The organism is Streptomyces cyaneus, from assembly GCF_004028635.1.
GTDB classification, from domain to species: domain Bacteria; phylum Actinomycetota; class Actinomycetes; order Streptomycetales; family Streptomycetaceae; genus Streptomyces; species Streptomyces cyaneus.
Genome location: NZ_RQJW01000021.1, coordinates 63,634 through 81,135, shown reverse-complemented (window position 1 = coordinate 81,135; position 17,502 = coordinate 63,634). Strand labels below are relative to the sequence as shown.

General features: G+C 69.6%; 16 protein-coding genes. 11 read left to right on the top strand and 5 right to left on the bottom strand.

Going from position 1 to position 17,502, the window contains the following annotated elements:
- Positions 1-108 precede the first annotated feature (108 nt).
- Positions 109-1,299, top strand: a complete 1,191-nt coding sequence (locus tag EHO50_RS40725; protein ID WP_128436903.1) for an acyl-CoA dehydrogenase family protein — start codon at positions 109-111, stop codon at positions 1,297-1,299.
- Between the two features lie 37 nt (positions 1,300-1,336).
- On the opposite strand, the gene EHO50_RS40720 is transcribed toward EHO50_RS40725, so the two are convergent.
- Positions 1,337-1,774, bottom strand: coding sequence for a cell division protein SepF (locus EHO50_RS40720; protein WP_062701561.1), 438 nt, complete (start codon positions 1,772-1,774; stop codon positions 1,337-1,339).
- 323 nt (positions 1,775-2,097) lie between these two features.
- Here EHO50_RS40720 and EHO50_RS40715 point away from each other — a divergent pair, with 323 nt between their 5' ends.
- The 4 genes from EHO50_RS40715 to EHO50_RS40700 all read left to right on the top strand — a co-directional run bounded on the left by EHO50_RS40715 (position 2,098) and on the right by EHO50_RS40700 (position 7,027).
- Positions 2,098-3,381, top strand: a complete 1,284-nt coding sequence (locus EHO50_RS40715; RefSeq protein WP_181449790.1) for a DUF5685 family protein — start codon at positions 2,098-2,100, stop codon at positions 3,379-3,381.
- Positions 3,382-3,731: 350 nt separating this feature from the next.
- A complete protein-coding gene (locus EHO50_RS40710; protein ID WP_128436902.1) occupies positions 3,732-4,637 on the top strand; it encodes a S1 family peptidase in 906 nt (301 codons plus the stop codon).
- Positions 4,638-4,791: 154 nt separating this feature from the next.
- Positions 4,792-5,667, top strand: coding sequence for a slipin family protein (locus tag EHO50_RS40705; RefSeq protein ID WP_128436901.1), 876 nt, complete (start codon positions 4,792-4,794; stop codon positions 5,665-5,667).
- A gap of 277 nt (positions 5,668-5,944) precedes the next feature.
- On the top strand, positions 5,945-7,027 hold the full coding sequence (locus tag EHO50_RS40700; RefSeq protein ID WP_128436900.1) for a S1 family peptidase: 1,083 nt from the start codon (positions 5,945-5,947) through the stop codon (positions 7,025-7,027).
- Between the two features lie 94 nt (positions 7,028-7,121).
- Here the strand turns inward: EHO50_RS40700 and EHO50_RS40695 are convergent, their stop codons facing one another.
- Positions 7,122-8,165: an ABC transporter permease gene (locus EHO50_RS40695; protein WP_128436899.1), complete on the bottom strand. Its 1,044-nt coding sequence runs from the start codon at positions 8,163-8,165 to the stop codon at positions 7,122-7,124.
- Positions 8,166-8,341: 176 nt separating this feature from the next.
- Here EHO50_RS40695 and EHO50_RS40690 point away from each other — a divergent pair, with 176 nt between their 5' ends.
- Together EHO50_RS40690 and EHO50_RS40685 are read left to right on the top strand one after the other, a co-directional pair.
- Positions 8,342-11,806: a DNA polymerase III subunit alpha gene (locus EHO50_RS40690; RefSeq protein WP_128436898.1), complete on the top strand. Its 3,465-nt coding sequence runs from the start codon at positions 8,342-8,344 to the stop codon at positions 11,804-11,806.
- On the top strand, positions 11,803-12,804 hold the full coding sequence (locus tag EHO50_RS40685) for a DNA polymerase Y family protein (protein WP_128436897.1): 1,002 nt from the start codon (positions 11,803-11,805) through the stop codon (positions 12,802-12,804). The genes EHO50_RS40690 and EHO50_RS40685 overlap by 4 nt, the downstream gene beginning before the upstream one ends.
- Here EHO50_RS40685 and EHO50_RS40680 read toward each other — a convergent pair.
- Positions 12,782-13,156, bottom strand: coding sequence for a cupin domain-containing protein (locus EHO50_RS40680; RefSeq protein ID WP_128436896.1), 375 nt, complete (start codon positions 13,154-13,156; stop codon positions 12,782-12,784). The two genes, EHO50_RS40685 and EHO50_RS40680, sit on opposite strands and share 23 nt — an antisense overlap.
- A gap of 156 nt (positions 13,157-13,312) precedes the next feature.
- Here EHO50_RS40680 and EHO50_RS40675 point away from each other — a divergent pair, with 156 nt between their 5' ends.
- The gene (locus EHO50_RS40675) at positions 13,313-13,759 is read left to right on the top strand and encodes a MarR family winged helix-turn-helix transcriptional regulator (RefSeq protein WP_128436895.1); all 447 of its coding nucleotides are present in this window, start codon (positions 13,313-13,315) and stop codon (positions 13,757-13,759) included.
- A 171-nt stretch (positions 13,760-13,930) separates the two neighbouring features.
- Positions 13,931-14,803, top strand: a complete 873-nt coding sequence (locus EHO50_RS40670) for an esterase/lipase family protein (RefSeq protein WP_128436894.1) — start codon at positions 13,931-13,933, stop codon at positions 14,801-14,803.
- A 104-nt stretch (positions 14,804-14,907) separates the two neighbouring features.
- Here the strand turns inward: EHO50_RS40670 and EHO50_RS40665 are convergent, their stop codons facing one another.
- Positions 14,908-15,915, bottom strand: coding sequence for a lytic polysaccharide monooxygenase (locus EHO50_RS40665; RefSeq protein ID WP_128436893.1), 1,008 nt, complete (start codon positions 15,913-15,915; stop codon positions 14,908-14,910).
- A 167-nt stretch (positions 15,916-16,082) separates the two neighbouring features.
- On the opposite strand from EHO50_RS40665, the gene EHO50_RS40660 reads away from it, so the two are divergent.
- Complete coding sequence (locus tag EHO50_RS40660) at positions 16,083-16,532, top strand: GNAT family N-acetyltransferase (RefSeq protein ID WP_128436892.1); 450 nt, start codon at positions 16,083-16,085, stop codon at positions 16,530-16,532.
- 33 nt (positions 16,533-16,565) lie between these two features.
- Here the strand turns inward: EHO50_RS40660 and EHO50_RS40655 are convergent, their stop codons facing one another.
- Positions 16,566-16,703: a hypothetical protein gene (locus tag EHO50_RS40655; protein ID WP_128436891.1), complete on the bottom strand. Its 138-nt coding sequence runs from the start codon at positions 16,701-16,703 to the stop codon at positions 16,566-16,568.
- A gap of 139 nt (positions 16,704-16,842) precedes the next feature.
- Between EHO50_RS40655 and EHO50_RS40650 the strand changes: the two genes are divergently transcribed.
- Complete coding sequence (locus tag EHO50_RS40650) at positions 16,843-17,472, top strand: class I SAM-dependent methyltransferase (RefSeq protein WP_164905092.1); 630 nt, start codon at positions 16,843-16,845, stop codon at positions 17,470-17,472.
- Positions 17,473-17,502 lie beyond the last annotated feature (30 nt).

The following is a 17,502-nucleotide window of genomic DNA, read 5'->3' as shown; positions in this document are numbered from 1 at the left end:
CTTGCGGTGTGTGGGGATGTCTACTGGACGCGCACGGCACTGCGTCGTAGCGTCTGGGCAGAGCCGTAACTAGCGGTGCTAGTTTTCATCGTTGCCGGAGGGTGTCCCATGTCCGCGTCCTCGAAGTTGCCCCCGTTCGACCCCGCCGACCCCCTCGGCATCGACGACCTCCTGGAGCCCGAGGACCTGGCGATTCGGAGCACCGTGCGGGAGTGGGCCGCGGACAGGGTCGTGCCGTACGTCGCCGAGTGGTACGAGAAGGGCGAGCTGCCGGAGATTCGTGAGCTCGCCCGGGAACTCGGGGAGATCGGTGCCCTCGGGATGTCGCTCGACGGGTACGGGTGTGCCGGTGCGTCCGCCGTGCAGTACGGGCTTGCCTGTCTGGAGCTGGAGGCCGCCGACTCCGGGATCCGGTCCCTGGTCTCCGTGCAGGGCTCCCTCGCCATGTACGCCATTCACCGGTTCGGGAGCGAGGAGCAGAAGCAGCGGTGGCTGCCTCGTATGGCTGCGGGCGAGGTCATCGGGTGCTTCGGGCTGACCGAGCCCGACCACGGGTCCGACCCCGCCTCGATGCGGACCTACGCCAAGCGGGACGGCTCCGACTGGGTGCTCAACGGGCGCAAGATGTGGATCACCAACGGGTCCGTCGCCGGGGTCGCCGTCGTGTGGGCGCAGACCGACGAGGGGATCCGCGGGTTTGTCGTGCCCGCCGACAGCGCCGGGTTCTCCGCCCCGGAGATCAAGCACAAGCTGTCGCTACGAGCCTCCGTCACCAGTGAACTCGTCCTCGACGACGTACGGCTGCCCGCCGATGCCGTGCTGCCCGACGTGGTCGGGCTCAAGGGGCCGCTCAGCTGTCTGTCGCACGCCCGCTACGGGATCGTATGGGGGGCCATGGGAGCGGCGCGTTCCTGTTTCGAGGCCGCCGTCGAATACGCGAAGACGCGGGAGCAGTTCGGTCGGCCGATCGGTGGCTTCCAGCTCACCCAGGCCAAACTCGCCGACATGGCGCTCGAACTGCACAAGGGGATTCTGCTCGCCCATCACCTGGGGCGGCGTTTGGACGCCGGCCGCCTGCGTCCCGAGCAGGTCAGCTTCGGCAAGCTCAACAACGTCCGAGAGGCCATCGACATCTGCCGTACGTCCCGGACCATCCTCGGTGCCAACGGGATCTCGCTCGAATACCCCGTGATGCGGCACGCGACCAACCTCGAGTCGGTGCTCACCTACGAGGGCACCGTCGAGATGCACCAGCTCGTGCTGGGCAAGGCGCTCACTGGACTCGACGCCTTCCGCTGATCCCCACCAGGGGGCAGGGCCGGCGAGCGGCCCTGCCTCAGCTCTGGTTGTAGAAGCCGTCCGTGCGGTGTTGCGACGCCTCCCCGCTGATGATCTCCGTGTCGGCCGGGGTCAGCAGGAACACGCGGTTGGACACGCGGTCGATCGAGCCGCGCAGACCGAAGATGAGCCCCGCCGCGAAGTCGACGACGCGCTTGGCGTCGGCCGGCTCCATGGCTGTGAGGTTCATGATGACCGGAACCCCGTCCCGGAACAGCTCACCGATGGCGCGGGCGTCCCGGAAGCTGTCCGGAGTGACCGTGCCGATGCGGCGGCCCTTCTCCTCGGCGACGTCCGTGGCCACCTTGACCCGCGGGTCGGTGACCCAGGCATCCCCGGGCTCGGTCCCTTCGGAGTAGTCGTCGTCGTAGTAACGCTCGTCATCGTTGTCGTCAACGAGGCCCAGCCAGGCACTCGCCTTGCGCACCGATCCCATGGACGCCTCCTCTCACAGCGGTCTCTCTTACATTCCGCATCCCTATGGTCATCCATGATGCGGACGTCGCGCCAAGTGGATAGACGCCGCGCGGGGGGTTTGTGACGGTACTGGTGCACAGCGAATACGTCGAGAGCCCGTGTCCCCCAAGGGGCATGCCACGTACGGCTGCTGACTGTGAGTGAAATATGATTCTTCGCGGCGTATGGGTGACGCGGGGTGCGTACGGGTGAACGAGTCGGCCATGGTGATCCGTACCACGATCGATACGATGCGGCAGCTCAGCGTCGTGCGAAGCGTCGTAAGAACCACGGGGGTACGAGGTGTTCGGAATCGTCAGGCCATGTCGTCATCGGCTCGGAGAGAAGCTCGCCGGTCAATGGATGGCGCATTTGTGCGGGTTGTGCCTCTCGTTGCGCGGGGATCACGGTCAGTTCGCGCGGATCGTGACGAACTACGACGGGCTCCTTATCTCCGTTCTGACGGAGGCTCAAGCCGAGAAGAGCAGTGCGCTGCGGCGTACGGCGGGACCGTGCGCGTTGCGCGGGATGCGGACCGCGTCCGTCGCGCAGGGTGAGGGCGCGCGGCTCGCCGCGGCCGTCTCGCTGGTGCTCGCCTCGGCCAAGGTGCGTGACCATGTGGCCGACGGGGACGGGCTGCTGGCCCGTAAGCCGGTTGCGCTCGCCGCGCGCCGGGTGGCCGCCGGGTGGGGTGCCGCGGGTGCCCGTACCGGGTCGGCCGTCGGGTTCGACACCGCCGTACTCGTCGACGCCGTGGACCGGCAGATCGGCATCGAGGCGCTCGCCGGGCCCGGGACGCCGATCCTTGCCGTGACCGAGCCGACCGAGACGGCGACCGCCGCCGCCTTCGCGCACACCGCGATCCTGGCCGGACGGCCGCACAACGCCGAGCCGCTCGCCGAGGCCGGGCGCCTCTTCGGACGGCTGGCGCACCTTTTGGACGCCGTGGAGGACCAGGCGGCCGACGCCATGGCGGGTGCGTGGAACCCCCTCACCGCGACCGGGACCTCGCTGCCCGAGGCGCGGCGGCTCGCCGACGACGCCGTGCGGGGAGTGCGGCTGGCGCTGCGCGAGGTGGAGTTCAGCGATGCCAAGCTCGCGCATCTGCTCCTCGTGCACGAGTTGCGGCGCTCGGTGGACCGGGCGTTCGGCACGGTGCCGACGTGTGCGTCGCACCAGGCCGGGCCCTATGGGCAGCCGCCACAGCAGGGGCAGTCGCCGCAGGGGCAGGGGCCGTACGGGCAGGGGCCGTACGGGGCGCCGCAGAATCCGTATGCGGGACAGAACCCGTACGCGGGCGGGAATCCGTATGCGGGCGGTGGGGGAGCGCCCGGCGGTGGCCATGGTGGCCATGGCGGTGGCGGTGGTGACTTCGGTGGGTTCGGCGGTGGGCCGGCCCCGCAGCCGCCGAAGGGGCGGCGTGGGTTCTGGGCCGGCTGCGGGATGTTCTGGCTGCTGTGCTGCACCTGCAAGCTGTGCTGCGCGAAGGAGTACGAGGGCCCGTGGTCCCGCAAGAAGCGCGAGGGCTGCTGCCGTGACTGCGACTGTGACGGCTGCGACTGCTGCTGCCCCTGCGACGGCTGCTAGGCGCTCCGCTTGGGTGCCGTGATGGGGGAGTGCCGCGATGGGTGGCAATCGTCTGCGGGTCCGTCGTGGCTGGTCGCGCAGTTCCCCGCGCCCCTGGGGACGCTGCCGAACCGCCGCCGCGGGGGAGCGCAAGCTGCGCTGACCGGGGCAGGAGCGGCCAAATTGTACAGGTGGTTCAAAAGTTGACGGCCGAAAGGCGCTCTTGCGCCAACCGGCCGTTCGGCCGAATACTCCCCCTCAGCGCTTGTCAGGGGCACGACTTGTTCGGAATCCGAACGGGCGGCCGTCTGACTGCGCCTCACGGGCCCCACCCCACGCGGGCCCCCGACTTCCCTTGGAGGGAACGAAACGTGAGGATCAAGCGCACCACCCCCCGCAGCGGCATTACGAGACGGACCCGGCTGATCGCCGTTTCCTCCGGCCTCGTGGCCGCAGCCGCGATCGCGATCCCCAACGCGACCGCCGCCGACTCTCCCACCACCTTCAGCGCCGCCGAACTCAAGAGCGCCAGCGGCTCGGTGCTTAAGGCCGACATCCCGGGCACCGCCTGGGCGGTCGACAGCAAGACCAACCGCGTCACGGTGACCGTCGACAGCACGGTCTCCCAGGCGGAGATAGCGAAGATCAAGCAGCAGGCCGGGGACAATGCCGACGCGCTCACGATCAAGCGCACCCCCGGCAAGTTCAGCAAGTTCATCCAGGGCGGCGACGCCATCTATGCGAGTAGCTGGCGCTGCTCGCTCGGCTTCAACGTCCAGGACAGCAGCGGCAACCAGTACTTCCTGACGGCCGGGCACTGCACCGACGGCGCGGGCACCTGGTACTCCAACTCCGGCCGCACCACGGTCATCGGCTCGACCGCCGGCTCCAGCTTCCCGGGCAACGACTACGGCATCGTGCGCTACTCCGGGTCCGTCAGCCGGCCCGGCACCGCGAACGGCGTGGACATCACCCGCGCGGCCACGCCGAGCGTGGGCACGACCGTCATCCGTGACGGCTCCACCACCGGTACGCACAGCGGCCGGGTCACCGCCCTGAACGCGACCGTCAACTACGGCGGCGGCGACGTCGTCTCCGGTCTGATCCAGACCACCGTCTGCGCCGAGCCCGGCGACTCCGGCGGTTCGCTCTACGGCAGCAACGGCACCGCGTACGGTCTGACCTCCGGCGGCAGCGGCAACTGCACCTCCGGCGGCACGACCTTCTTCCAGCCGGTCACCGAGGCCCTCAGCGCGTACGGCGTCAGCGTCTACTGACACCTCTGTTCGGCCTGATCGACAGCCGGCAGCATGTGAGCCCCCGCACGCAACTGTCGTGCGGGGGCTCGCCCTTGGTCGCGGGGCGGGGTTACCGTCGAGGTGCAAACAGTCCTCCCTGTGATGCGCCCACGTCGGACCCCGGGGGGTCGTGATGGTCGAGGAGCTGGTGGCGGCGGGAGTGACGCTCGCGTCCGCCGGTGCGGTGTACGTGGCGGCGGCCGCGCGGGTCGTCAAACAGTACGAACGGGGTGTGGTCTTCCGCCTCGGGAAGCTCCGGACCCAGGTGCGCGGGCCCGGGTTCACCATGATCGTGCCGGGTGTCGACAAACTGCGCAAAGTGAACATGCAGATCGTGACGATGCCCGTGCCCGCGCAGGAGGGCATCACCCGGGACAACGTCACCGTGCGGGTCGACGCCGTCGTCTACTTCAAGGTGACCTCGCCGGCCGAGGCGGTCGTGCGGGTGGAGGACTATCGGTTCGCCGTCTCACAGATGGCCCAGACGTCGCTTCGGTCCATCATCGGCAAGAGCGAGCTGGACGATCTGCTGTCCAACCGCGAAAAGCTCAACCAAGGGCTGGAGTTGATGATCGACAGTCCGGCCGTGGAGTGGGGCGTGACGATCGACCGGGTGGACATCAAGGACGTTTCGCTGCCCGAGACCATGAAGCGGTCGATGGCCCGGCAGGCGGAGGCCGACCGGGAGCGGCGGGCGCGGGTGATCAACGCCGACGCGGAGCTCCAGGCCTCCAAGAAGCTGGCGGAGGCGGCGCATCAGATGTCCGACGCGCCCGCGGCTCTTCAGCTTCGGCTGCTGCAGACGGTGATGGCGGTGGCGGCCGAGAAGAACTCCACGTTGGTTCTTCCGATTCCGGTGGAGTTGTTGCGGTTTTTGGAGAAAGGGGCGCAGGGGGTCGGCTTCGGGGGGCGGTCGTCTGTGGGGCCGTCGGCCGTGGAGGGTGAAGTTCCGCCTCTTGAGCCGCGCTTGGATTCGGCTCCCGAAGGGTCGATTTCAAGACAGGAGTAGACCTCACGCGTTGCGTATGGTTCGCTCGCTTGCAGTGTTTGCTGTGCGAAGAGGCCCCGTGTGACTGTGCACGGTCAAGACGATGGGGGGCGTGCAACCGTGTTCTACGCGCGTCCGGAAGTCGACCTTGTGCGCTCCCTGCGGGTCTCGGAATAGTGAGCGTTGTTCAACCGGCCCGGGCGTGGCTTTTGTTGTGTGCCGCCTCCGTAGCCGTACGCCTTCCGGTTCGTGAGGTCCCCACAACCTCTCGGGCCGACCCCCCACAGGAGGACGTAAGTTGAAGCACCGACGCATACCCAAGCGGCGTGCAGCCGTGGCAGGTGCGGGCATCGCCGCACTGGTTGCCGCGGGAGTGACCTTGCAGACTGCGAACGCCAGTGAGACGCCCGAGGCGCCCGCGCTGAAGACCCTGTCGGTCGGCGCGGCCGGAAAGCTCGCCTCGACGCTGGCGAAGGACCTCGGCGCGGATGCCGCGGGTACCTACTACGACGCGCAGACCAAGAACCTTGTCGTGAACGTCCTCGACGAGGCCGCCGCCGACGCCGTCGAGGCGGCCGGCGCCAAGGCCCGGGTCGTCGAGAACTCCCTCGCCGAGCTGAAGAGCGCCCGTACGACGCTCAAGCAGGACGCGACCATCCCCGGCACCGCCTGGGTGACGGACCCGGCGACCAACAAGGTCGTCGTCACCGCCGACCGTACGGTGTCCGACGCCGAGTGGACCAAGCTCGGCAAGGTCGTCGACGGGCTGGGCGCCACGGCGGAACTCAAGCGGACGAAGGGTGAGTTCAAGCCCTTCATCGCGGGCGGTGACGCCATCAGCGGTGGCGGTGGGCGTTGCTCGCTCGGCTTCAACGTCGTCAAGGGCGGTGAGCCCTTCTTCCTGACCGCCGGACACTGCACCGAGTCCATCTCGACGTGGTCGGACTCCAGCGGCAAGGAGATCGGCACCAACGAGACCTCCAGCTTCCCGGACAACGACTACGGGCTGGTCAAGTACACCGCCGAGGTCGACCACCCGAGCGAGGTCAACCTCTACAACGGCTCCTCGCAGGCCATCAGCGGTGCCGCCGAGGCCACCGTGGGCATGGCGGTCACCCGTAGCGGCTCCACCACCCAGGTGCACGAGGGCAAGGTGACCGGGCTGGACGCCACCGTGAACTACGGCAACGGTGACATCGTCAACGGGCTGATCCAGACCGACGTCTGCGCCGAGCCCGGTGACAGCGGTGGCTCGCTGTTCTCCGGCGACAAGGCGATCGGTCTGACGTCCGGGGGCAGCGGTGACTGCACCTCCGGTGGGGAGACCTTCTTCCAGCCGGTGACCGAGGCGCTGTCGGCCACGGGTACCGAGATCGGCTGACGGTTCGTCGCTTCGTGAAGTCCCGCCCCTTGTGTGAGGGGCGGGACTTTCGCGTTCGTTGTGGTCGGGCTTGGGTTGTGGGCCCGTGGTGCGTCTACGGCGTCTTCGTCCTGGCGCCCGTTCGGAGCCATGTCGCCAGTAGCGTGATCGTGATTCCTGCCGCCGCCCATGCCGACAGGACCAGCAGTGAGGCGGTCGTGTCGTTGCCCTTGAAGTAGGCGACCGAGCGGGTTGTCCAGGTTCCCGCGCCCGGGGGTAGTGCCGGGCCGATGTCTCTCCAGAACGGGGGGAGCAGTGGGGGTGGGAGGGCGCCGCCCGCGCTCGGGTTGCCCAGGATGACGACGATCAGGATGACCAGGCCGATGCCGGCCAGGCCGAAGATGGCCTGGAAGGCGAGCGTGGCCGCGCCTACCGCGAAGATGATCAGGGCGCCGACGCCCCAGAGGGCGGCGATGCTGCCGGGGAGGGCGCCCAGGATCGGGCCGACGATCAAGGCGCCGCCGAGTCCGCCGACGATGGCGACGACGGCCATGGCGATGAGGCGGATCACCGAGCGTTTCGGGGTGGGGCGGCCGGCACCCGAGCTGATCGTCATGATCGATGCGCAGAGGTAGCCGCCTACGCACCAGCCCACGGTCACGTAGAAGGACGTGAGCCCGTTGGCGTCGTGCGGGTCGGCGGGGGCCACGTCGATGGTGCGCAGGGTGCGTGCCTCGGATTTCTCCAGGGTGGTGACCAGGTTCTCCAGGGTGGTGGCCAGGACTCTGCCGCCTCCGGTGGCGACCAGGAGGGTGTCGGTGGTGCTCGCTGGGTTGATCAGTAGGGCGCCGTCGATCTCCCGGTTCAGGATTTGCTTGCGGGCTGTTGCCGCATCGGTCGCTGTGCGTGGGTCCAGGGGATCGCCGGGCAGGTTTTTCAGACGGTCCACCGTTTGCTGGGCGGCTACCTCGGGCGCCACGACCCCGAAGGGGACGTCCTTGGGCTTCGGGTCGTGGAGTGCGCCCACGTAGGAGGCGATGAAGAGCAGAGCGAGGGCGACCACGCCGGTCACGAGCAGCGTGGCTCGTGGAGTGACGGCGTCCTTCACCTCGGCCATGAAGGAGCGGGGTGGAGTGTCGGCGCCCGTGGTCTGCGTCATGCCCCCACGGTCCGGGCCGTCGGGCGTTTGCGCAGGTGGGAGGCGGCCGAACGGATGTCGTACGGATGTTCGAGAAACGGTCCGGAAATGGTCTATGGTGGGGGTGGGAGAGTTGGGAACTGATGTTCGAGAGCTGGTGTTCGACCGGCCTCGGGCTCATGAGTCGGGAGGTGCGTGTGCCGGGTTTCACGCATCTGCACACCGTCTCCGGGTTCTCCCTGCGGTACGGCGCCTCGCACCCGGAGCGGCTGGCCGAGCGCGCCTCCGAGCGGGGTATGGATGCCCTGGCTCTTACCGACCGGGACTCACTCGGGGGTGCGGTCCGTTTCGCCAAGGCCTGTGCGGCGGCGGGGGTGCGGCCGTTGTTCGGCGTGGAGCTCGCCGTGGAGGAGTTCGAGTTCGGGCTTTCGGGAGCGGGTGAGTCTGCGGGGCGGCGGCGTCGGGTTCCGGTGCGGGGCGGTGCCTTTGTCGATGAGTCGATGTCTCGTGTCACCTTTCTTGCTCGAGATGGGGCTCGGGGGTGGGCCGATCTATGCCGAATCGTTTCGGCTGCGCATGCGGGGGAGGGGCCGCCGCTGCTGCCCCGGGCGGACAACCGGGGCGACGGCCTGATCGTTCTGCTCGGGACCGAGTCCGATGTGGGGCGTGCGCTTGCCGCCGGTCGTCCCGATCGGGCGGCCCGGCTGCTCGGGCCCTGGCGGGAGGTCTACGGCGACTCCTTGCGGCTGGAGGCCGTCTGGCACGGGCGCAAGGGCACCGGGCCGGGATCGCTGCGGCTGGCCGCTCGTACCGTGGGCTTCGCCGCCGAGCAGCGGGTGCGGCCTGTGCTGAGCAATGCCGTCCGGTATGCCGATCCTGGTCTGGGGCCGGTCGCCGATGTGCTGGACGCCGCGCGTCGGCTCGTGCCCATCGACTCCACCAAGGAGCTGGACTCCGGTGAAGCCTGGCTCAAGGGTGCGGATGAGATGGCGCGTGTCGCCGAGCGGGTCGTCGAGGCCGCCGGTTTCCGGCGCGACACCGCGTATCGGCTGCTGGAGCAGACCGGGGCGGTCGCCGCCGAGTGTCTTGTCGATCCCGAGGACGACCTCGGTATCGGCAGCGTTCACTTCCCCGAGCCGTACCTCGTCGGGGCCGGGCAGCGCACCGCCCAGCGGGCGCTCGCCTCGCGGGCGGTGGCGGGCATGGTGCAGCGTGGCTATGACGGGCGGCGGGCGTACTGGGAGCGGATGCATCAGGAACTGGACATCATCGCCTATCACGGGTTCGCTTCTTACTTCCTGACGGTCGCTCAAGTCGTTGATGACGTAAGGAAGATGGGGATTCGAGTGGCTGCGCGTGGGTCCGGTGCGGGGTCGCTCGTCAATCACCTGCTCGGCATCGCGCACGCCGACCCCGTGGAGCACGGGCTGCTGATGGAACGCTTCCTGTCCAAGCGCCGGCTGGTGCTGCCCGACATCGATATCGACGTGGAGTCCGCGCGGCGGCTGGAGGTCTATCGCGCGATCATCGACCGGTTCGGGACCGAGCGGGTCGCGACCGTCTCGATGCCGGAGACCTATCGGGTGCGGCATGCGATCCGGGACGTGGGTGCGGCTTTGTCCATGGATCCGGCTGACATCGACCGCATCGCCAAGTCCTTCCCGCACATCCGGGCGCGAGATGCCCGGGCGGCGCTGGACGAGCTGCCCGAGCTCAGGAAGCTGGCGGGGGAGCGGGAGAAGTACGGCAGGCTGTGGGAGCTGACGGAGGCTCTTGACGCCCTTCCGCGTGGCATCGCCATGCACCCGTGCGGGGTGCTGCTCTCCGACGCCTCCCTGCTGTCCCGTACGCCCGTCATGCCGACCAGCGGCGAGGGCTTCCCCATGTCGCAGTTCGACAAGGACGACGTCGAGGACCTCGGGCTGCTCAAGCTCGACGTGCTGGGCGTGCGGATGCAGTCGGCGATGGCGCACGCGGTCGCGGAGGTGGAGCGGGTCACGGGGGAGCGGATCGACCTGGACGCGCTCGACTTCGAGCGGGGGGAGGGCGACCCGGCGACGTATCGGCTCATTCGTTCGACGGAGACGCTCGGCTGCTTCCAGATCGAGTCGCCGGGGCAGCGGGACCTGGTCGGGCGGCTCCAGCCGGCCACCTTCCATGACCTTGTCGTCGACATCTCGCTCTTCCGGCCGGGGCCGGTCGCCGCCGACATGGTGCGACCGTTCATCGAGGCGCGGCACGGGCGGGCGCCGGTGCGCTATCCGCACAAGGACCTGGAGGAGCCGCTGCGGGAGACGTACGGGGTCGTCGTCTTCCACGAGCAGATCATCGACATCGTGCACATCATGACCGGGTGCGGGCGGGATGAGGCGGATCGGGTGCGGCGGGGGCTGTCGGATCCTGAATCGCAGGGGCGGATCCGGGTGTGGTTCGCGCAGCACGCGGCGGCGGGCGGGTACGACGCGGAGACCATCCGGCGGACCTGGGAGATCGTCGAGGCCTTCGGGTCGTACGGCTTCTGCAAGGCGCACGCTGTCGCCTTCGCCGTGCCGACCTATCAGTCGGCCTGGCTGAAGGCCCATCACCCGGCCGCCTTCTATGCGGGGCTGCTCACCCATGACCCCGGGATGTATCCGAAGCGGCTGCTGCTGGCGGACGCGCGACGGCGCGGGGTGCCGATCCTGCCGTTGGACGTGAACGTGTCGGGGGTCGCACACCGTATCGAACTGGTGTCTGAATCTGGGGGTTCGCGAGGGGGTTGGGGGCTGCGACTCGCCCTCTCCGATGTGCATGGCATCAGTGAGGCCGAGGCGGCGCGGATCGCGCAGGGGCAGCCGTATGCCTCGCTGCTCGATTTCTGGGAGCGGGGGCGGCCGAGCCGACCGCTCGCTCAAAGGCTTGCGCAGGTCGGCGCGTTGGACGCCTTCGGCGCCAACCGGCGTGATCTGCAACTGCACCTGACCGAGCTGCAGCGAGGCGCCCGGGGTGGCGGCGGGGGCCAACTCCCGCTGGCGGGTGGGCGGAAGACGGCTGCGGCCGGGCTGCCCGACCTCAGCTCGGCGGAGCGGCTCAGCGCCGAGCTGGGTGTGCTGTCGATGGATGCCTCGCGCAATCTGATGGACGATCACCGGGCCTTCCTCGATGAGTTGGGTGTCGTTTCGGCGAAGCGGCTGCGGGACGCCCGGCATGGGGAGACCGTGCTGGTCGCGGGCGCCAAGGCGGCTACCCAGACGCCGCCGATCCGGTCCGGCAAGCGGGTCGTCTTCAGCACCCTGGACGACGGGACGGGCCTGGTCGACCTCGCCTTCTTCGACGACTCGCACGACGCGTGTGCCCACACCGTCTTCCACTCCTGGCTGCTGCTGGTGCGCGGGGTCGTGCAGCGGCGCGGTCCGCGCAGTCTGAGCGTGGTGGGCTCCGCCGCCTGGAATCTCGCCGAGCTGATCGAGCTGCGCGACGAGGGCGGCCTGGACGTGGTGGCGGCGCGGCTGGCGGAGCCGGTGGCGGCGGCGACGGGGGACGGCGGGGATCCGGCGCGGGGCCGGCGAATCCAAATGCCCACCGGATACGAACTGAACCCGTGGGCCGATCTGCGACCGGCGGGTCAAGAGCCTTCACAGGTACGGAAGTTGTGGCACCAGAGTCCGGGGAGTGCGGGATGACCATCCTCTGCGTACGTTTCCAGCTGCCGCCGATGTACGAGGCGGCCCTGCCGGGGCTGCTCGGATTGCTGGAGGACTTCACGCCGGTCGTCCAGGCGCTGCCACCGGACGGCGCGCTGGTCGATCTGCGGGGCGCCGAACGGTACTTCGGGCGCGATGCGGTAGAGCTGGCGTCGGTGATCCGGGTGCGCGCCCTCGCCCACCACGGCGTCGACTGCGTGATCGGTGCCGGGCCGGGGCCGATGCTGGCCCGCGTGGCACTGCGGGACGCCCGGCCCGGGGTGACGTGTGCCGTCCCCGAGGAGCCGGGCGCCATCGCGGAGTTCCTCGCCGAGAAGCCCGTCGCCGCGCTGCCCGGCGTCGGCGCCGCCACCACCCGCACCCTGTGCGAGTACGGCCTCGACACCCTCGGCCTGGTCGCCGCCGCACCCCTGTCCACGCTCCAGCGTCTGGTGGGCGTGAAGGTCGGCCGTGAGCTGCACGAGAAGGCGAGCGGAGTCGACCGGGGACGGGTGGTGCCGAACGCCGTGTCACGGTCGCTGGCCGCCGAACGTCCCTTCACCCGCGACGAGTTGGACCCCGACCGGCATCGCCGCGCCCTGCTCTCGGCCGCCGAGGAGCTGGGCGCCCGGCTGCGTGCCCTGGACAAGGTCTGCCGCACGCTGACCCTCACCGCGCGCTATGCCGACCGCTCCTCGACGACCCGCAGCCGTACGCTGAAGGAGCCGACGGCCCACTCGGCGGCGCTGACCAGGGCGGCATACGGCATGTACGACGCCCTCGGCCTCCAGCGCGCCCGCGTTCGCTCCCTCGCCCTGCGCGCCGAGGGCCTCGACCCCGCCGAGCACGCCTCCTACCAGCTCACCTTCGACCCGCTCGACGAGAAGGCCCGCCGCATCGAGGAGGTCGCGGACCGTGCGCGAGCGAAGTTCGGGGCGCGTGCGGTGATGCCGGGGGCGCTCGCCTCGTCAGGGGTCAGTTGGCCCACGGCGGCGTGATGCGCGTGCCGTCGGCCAGCTCCGCCGTCAGGCCGATGGACGTGGTGACCCAGGTGACGGCGGTCCGGTCGGTCGGGTTCTCGACGGCCAGGGTCGCACCGGGGTTGATGATCAGGGTGTCGCCCGCCGTGATCCGGTCGGTGCGGTCGTCGAGCGTGATCAGCAGCTCGCCGTCGAGGAGGTGGAGGATCTCCTCCCGGTTGACGGTGTGTGCGGGCGCCTTGGTCCCGGCCGGGATCTCGCCGCGCCAGGCGCACAGCTCCTTGCTGCCGGTGTGCGGGGTGGCGTACGAGACGAAGCGGGCGCCGTGGATTTCGTGGGTGACGGCTTCGGATGCGCGGATGACTGGCACGGGGGCCTCCTGGGCGTGGATGGTCGAGTTGGACGGGCGAGGTAGAAGGGCGAGTTAGGCGGGCGAGGTAGACGGTCCATATGGTCAAGCGACTTGACCATATGGACCTATGGTCAAGCTGCTTGACCAATTCGTCAAGGGTGTTTCAATGCCTGCGTGCAGAACTCCGAAGCCATCGCCCTGTCCGCCGCACTGCTCGCCGTCGCCGGTGAGCTCACGCAACGCATCCATGACGGCGTGGTCGCCCGGGGCTTCGAGGGGGTGAGGCCCGCGCACGGTTTCGCGTTCGCCCGGCTCGCCCCCGGTGGTGCGACGGTCACCGACCTTGCCGTCCATCTCGGTGTGACCAAGCAGGCGGCCAGTCAGCTCGTCGACGAGATCGTGCGCAAGGGGTACGCCGAGCGCCGGCCGCATCCCGATGACGCGCGTGCCCGGCTGGTCGTGCTGACCGAGCTGGGGTGGGCCTGCACTAGGGCGGCCGAGGAAGCGGCTGCGGATGCGGTGCGGGCGTGGAGTGATGTCCTCGGGGAGGGTGAAGTGCGGGCGCTCTATGGGCAGTTGGTGCGCATCGCGCCCTATAGGCCCATCAAGCCCGCCTGGTGACGGTTCATCAGTAGTTGTGAACCGCCCCTTACTATCACTGGAAGTTTTTACTGACGCGTAACTTCACACTTCTCCTACTCGCCCGTAACTTGACGAGTGAACAGCATCCTCGTGATCCGGATCACAGGGTAAGGCCGTCGCACCTCCCTTGAGCCGCAAGGAGATCACACGATGCTGCCCTGGAAACGAGTGCTCAGACCCCTGGCCGCGCTGCTGCTGACCGCCGCGGTCGCCGTCGTCCCCGCCGCCACCACCGCCCAGGCGGCCGAGGCGGCGGCGACCTCGAACAGTGGCTGGAACGACTACTCCTGCAAGCCGTCCGCCGCCCACCCCCGCCCCGTAGTCCTCGTGCACGGCACCTTCGCGAACTCCGTCGACAACTGGCTGGGACTCGCGCCCTACCTGGAGAACCGCGGCTACTGCGTCTTCTCCCTCGACTACGGCCAACTCCCGGGCGTGCCGTTCTTCCACGCCCTCGGTCCGATCGACAAGTCGGCCGAGCAACTCTCCGCCTATGTCGACAAGGTGCTCGCCGCGACCGGCGCCGCCGAGGCCGACCTCGTCGGCCACTCGCAGGGCGGCATGATGCCCCGCTACTACCTCAAGTTCCTCGGCGGTGCCGCCAAGGTGAACGCCCTCGTCGGCATCGCGCCCAACAACCACGGCACCACCCTGGCAGGGCTCACCAATCTGCTGCCGTACTTCCCCGGCGCGGAGGACTTGCTCTCCACCGCCACTCCCGCCCTGGCCCAGCAGGTCGTCGGATCCGACTTCATGACCAAGCTCAACGCGGGCGGCGACACCGTCCCCGGCGTCCGCTACACGGTCATCGCCACCAAGTACGACGAGGTGGTCACGCCGTACCGCAGTCAGTTCCTGAACGGGCCCGGCGTGACCAACGTCCTGATCCAGGACCTGTGCGCGGTCGACATATCCGAGCACGCGTTCCTGGGGCTGACCGACCGGATCGCCTTCCACGAGGTGGCCAACGCGCTCGACCCGTCCCGCGCCACCCCCACCACCTGTGCGTCCGTGATCGGTTGAACATACTGCCGGGGCCTGACCGGCCTGAGCCGCCGGTCAGGCCCCGGAACACTGGGCCGCAGAGCCCCTGGGGCAGTGGAGCCCTGGGGTGGCGGAGCCCTGGGTCAGCGGCCGTAGCGGCCGCCGTCGGCCGCCGCTCGCCTGCGCACCGACGCGAACAGGACCGCCGAACCCAGCGACAGGGTCGCCGCACCGCCCATCGCGAGATACGCCGTGCTGCTGTCCCCGCCCGTCTCGGCGAGGTTCTCGGTGGCGCCGGCCGCCTTCGGCCGGTTGGCCGGGGCGATGGACCGGTCCTCCTCGGCCGCCGCGACCGGCTCGGCCGCGACCGGCTCGGCCGACGTGTCGGCGTCCTGGTCCCCGTGGCCGTGGTGCTCGATCGTCGACTGGTCGGCACCGTCCTCGATCTGCTCCTCGGAGGGTGCGGAGGCGCTCGGCGCCGGCGCGGCCTCGCCGCTGTTGCCACCACCGCTACCGCCCCCGAACGTGACGTCCGAGCAGGAGTAGAACGCCTCCGGGCTGTCCGAGCGCTGCCAGACCGCGTACAGCAACTGCTTGCCCGAGCGCTGGGGCAGGCTGCCGGAGAAGGTGTAGAAGCCGCCCGAGGCTGCCGGGTCGGTGGCCGTCGCCACCGGGTTCGCCAGGTCCAGGTCGTCCCAGGCCAGCGGCTTCGTCGGGTCGTAACCGGCCTTGGTGAGGTAGACCTTGAAGGTGCCCTTGTGCGGGGCGGTCACGCGGTACTTGAAGGTGTACGACCCGCTGCTCACGCTCGTCGCCGGCCAGTCGGCGCGGGCCAGGTCGAGGCCCTTGAACTCGTCGCTGTTCGCGCTGCACAGCTTGCCGTCCGGGATCAGCTCCTGGTGGCGGCCGGCCGCGTCGCCGATGCGTATGCCGTTCCAGTCGTAGAGGGCCTGGGTGCCGCCGGCCGCGACCGCCGCCTTGCAGGCGGCGGACCTCGGGCTCTCGGGGCCTTCCGCGTAACACTGCGAGACCCGGCTGACCGGATCGCCCATCGAACCGTGCGCCGACGCCGGGGCCGTGGCGAGGGCGGTCAGGGCGAGCGGGGTCAGGCCGAGGGTGGCGACGGCGGCGGCCTTGCGGCGTGCGGGCATGAAAGATCTCCTCGAAGGGGTCCTGATGCGTGGGGTGAATCCCGTGGGGGCGATCAGAAGCTAGCCCGAGGAAACCGCGAAATCGCCTGCTGGAGGCGGGTGATGGCGATCTTTAGGGTCGCCTTAAGGGAGTGTTCGGACTGCGATCAGGTAGGTACCGTCGCGGTATGACGGACGACGACATCAGGTCGGCGGTCGACGCCGACGTATGCGCAGTGAAGGCCGTGACCGATGCCGCCTACGAGCACTACATAGAGCGCATCGGACGGGCGCCCGTGCCCATGGAGGCGGACCACGCGGCGGACGTGGCCGCGGGGAAGGTGTTCGTGACGGGGGATCCCGTGATCGGGCTCGTCGTGCTGGAGGCGCACGAGGACCATCTGTTCCTCGACAGCATCGCCGTCCACCCCGACGCGCACGGCAGGGGCGTGGGGCGACGGCTGCTGCACTTCGTGGACGCACGCGCGCGTGCGCTCGGCCTGCCCGAGGTCAGGCTCTACACGAACGCGCTGATGTGGGAGAACCAGAAGATCTACCCGAAGTACGGCTACGAGGTCGTCGAGCGTCGTGTGGACGGGCCCTACGACCGCATCCACTACCGCAAGCGGGTCGCTTGACGCGTTTCTCGCGACGGCGACCGGCAGGGCGTTTCAGCCTTCCGGCCACCAGGTTCGCGCGATGTCCTTGCGGACCTCCGGTCGTCCCGAGGGGGACTCGTCGGCCTCCTCCTGGAGCCGGCGGGCATCCGTCTTCCTCTTCAGCGGCTTCTGCACGGTCACACGGCGCATGGCTGCCTCCTTCAAGGTCCACCGAGTTCCGCTTTGTCACGGAGATAGACCCTTTTGGCGAGAGTTCCTCATCGCTGCAGGTCCTGTCAGTGGCGGCTGTCACCATTCGACTGTCAGTGGCGGGTGTCACTCTTGGCCCATGACGAACGGTGAACACACCATCACAGGGGCGGGTATGGGCGATGTGGACTGGGACGCGGCGGCCGCCTCCTTCGACGACGAGCCGGACCACGGCCTGCGCGACCCCGAGGTGCGCCAGGCCTGGGCTGCCCGGCTGCGGTCCTGGCTGCCCGAGCGCCCGTCCGACCTCCTCGACCTGGGCTGCGGCACCGGCAGCCTGTCGCTCCTCGCGGCCGAACAGGGACACCACGTCACAGGGGTGGACCGGTCCGCGCCGATGGTGGACCTCGCCCGCGCCAAGCTCGCCGGGCGAGACGCGGCGTTCCTCGTCGGCGACGCGGCGGCGCCACCGGTGGGGGAGGAGCGGTTCGACGTGGTGCTCGTACGGCATGTCCTGTGGGCCCTGCCCGACCCGGGCCGTGTCCTACGGCACTGGCGCGGGCTGCTGCGCCCGGGAGGGCGGTTCGTGCTGGTCGAGGGGGTGTGGGGGACGACCGCGCCCACGGTCGGTGTACCGGCGGACCGGCTCACCGCTCTCCTCGCACCGCTCGTCGGGGACGTGCGCGTGGAGCCACTGTCCGCGGACGCGCGGCTGTGGGGCAAGGATGTGGACGACGAGCGGTACGCGGTGGTGGCGTGGGTGGACTGACTGGGGGCGAGGTGGCCTGAACCGAGGAGC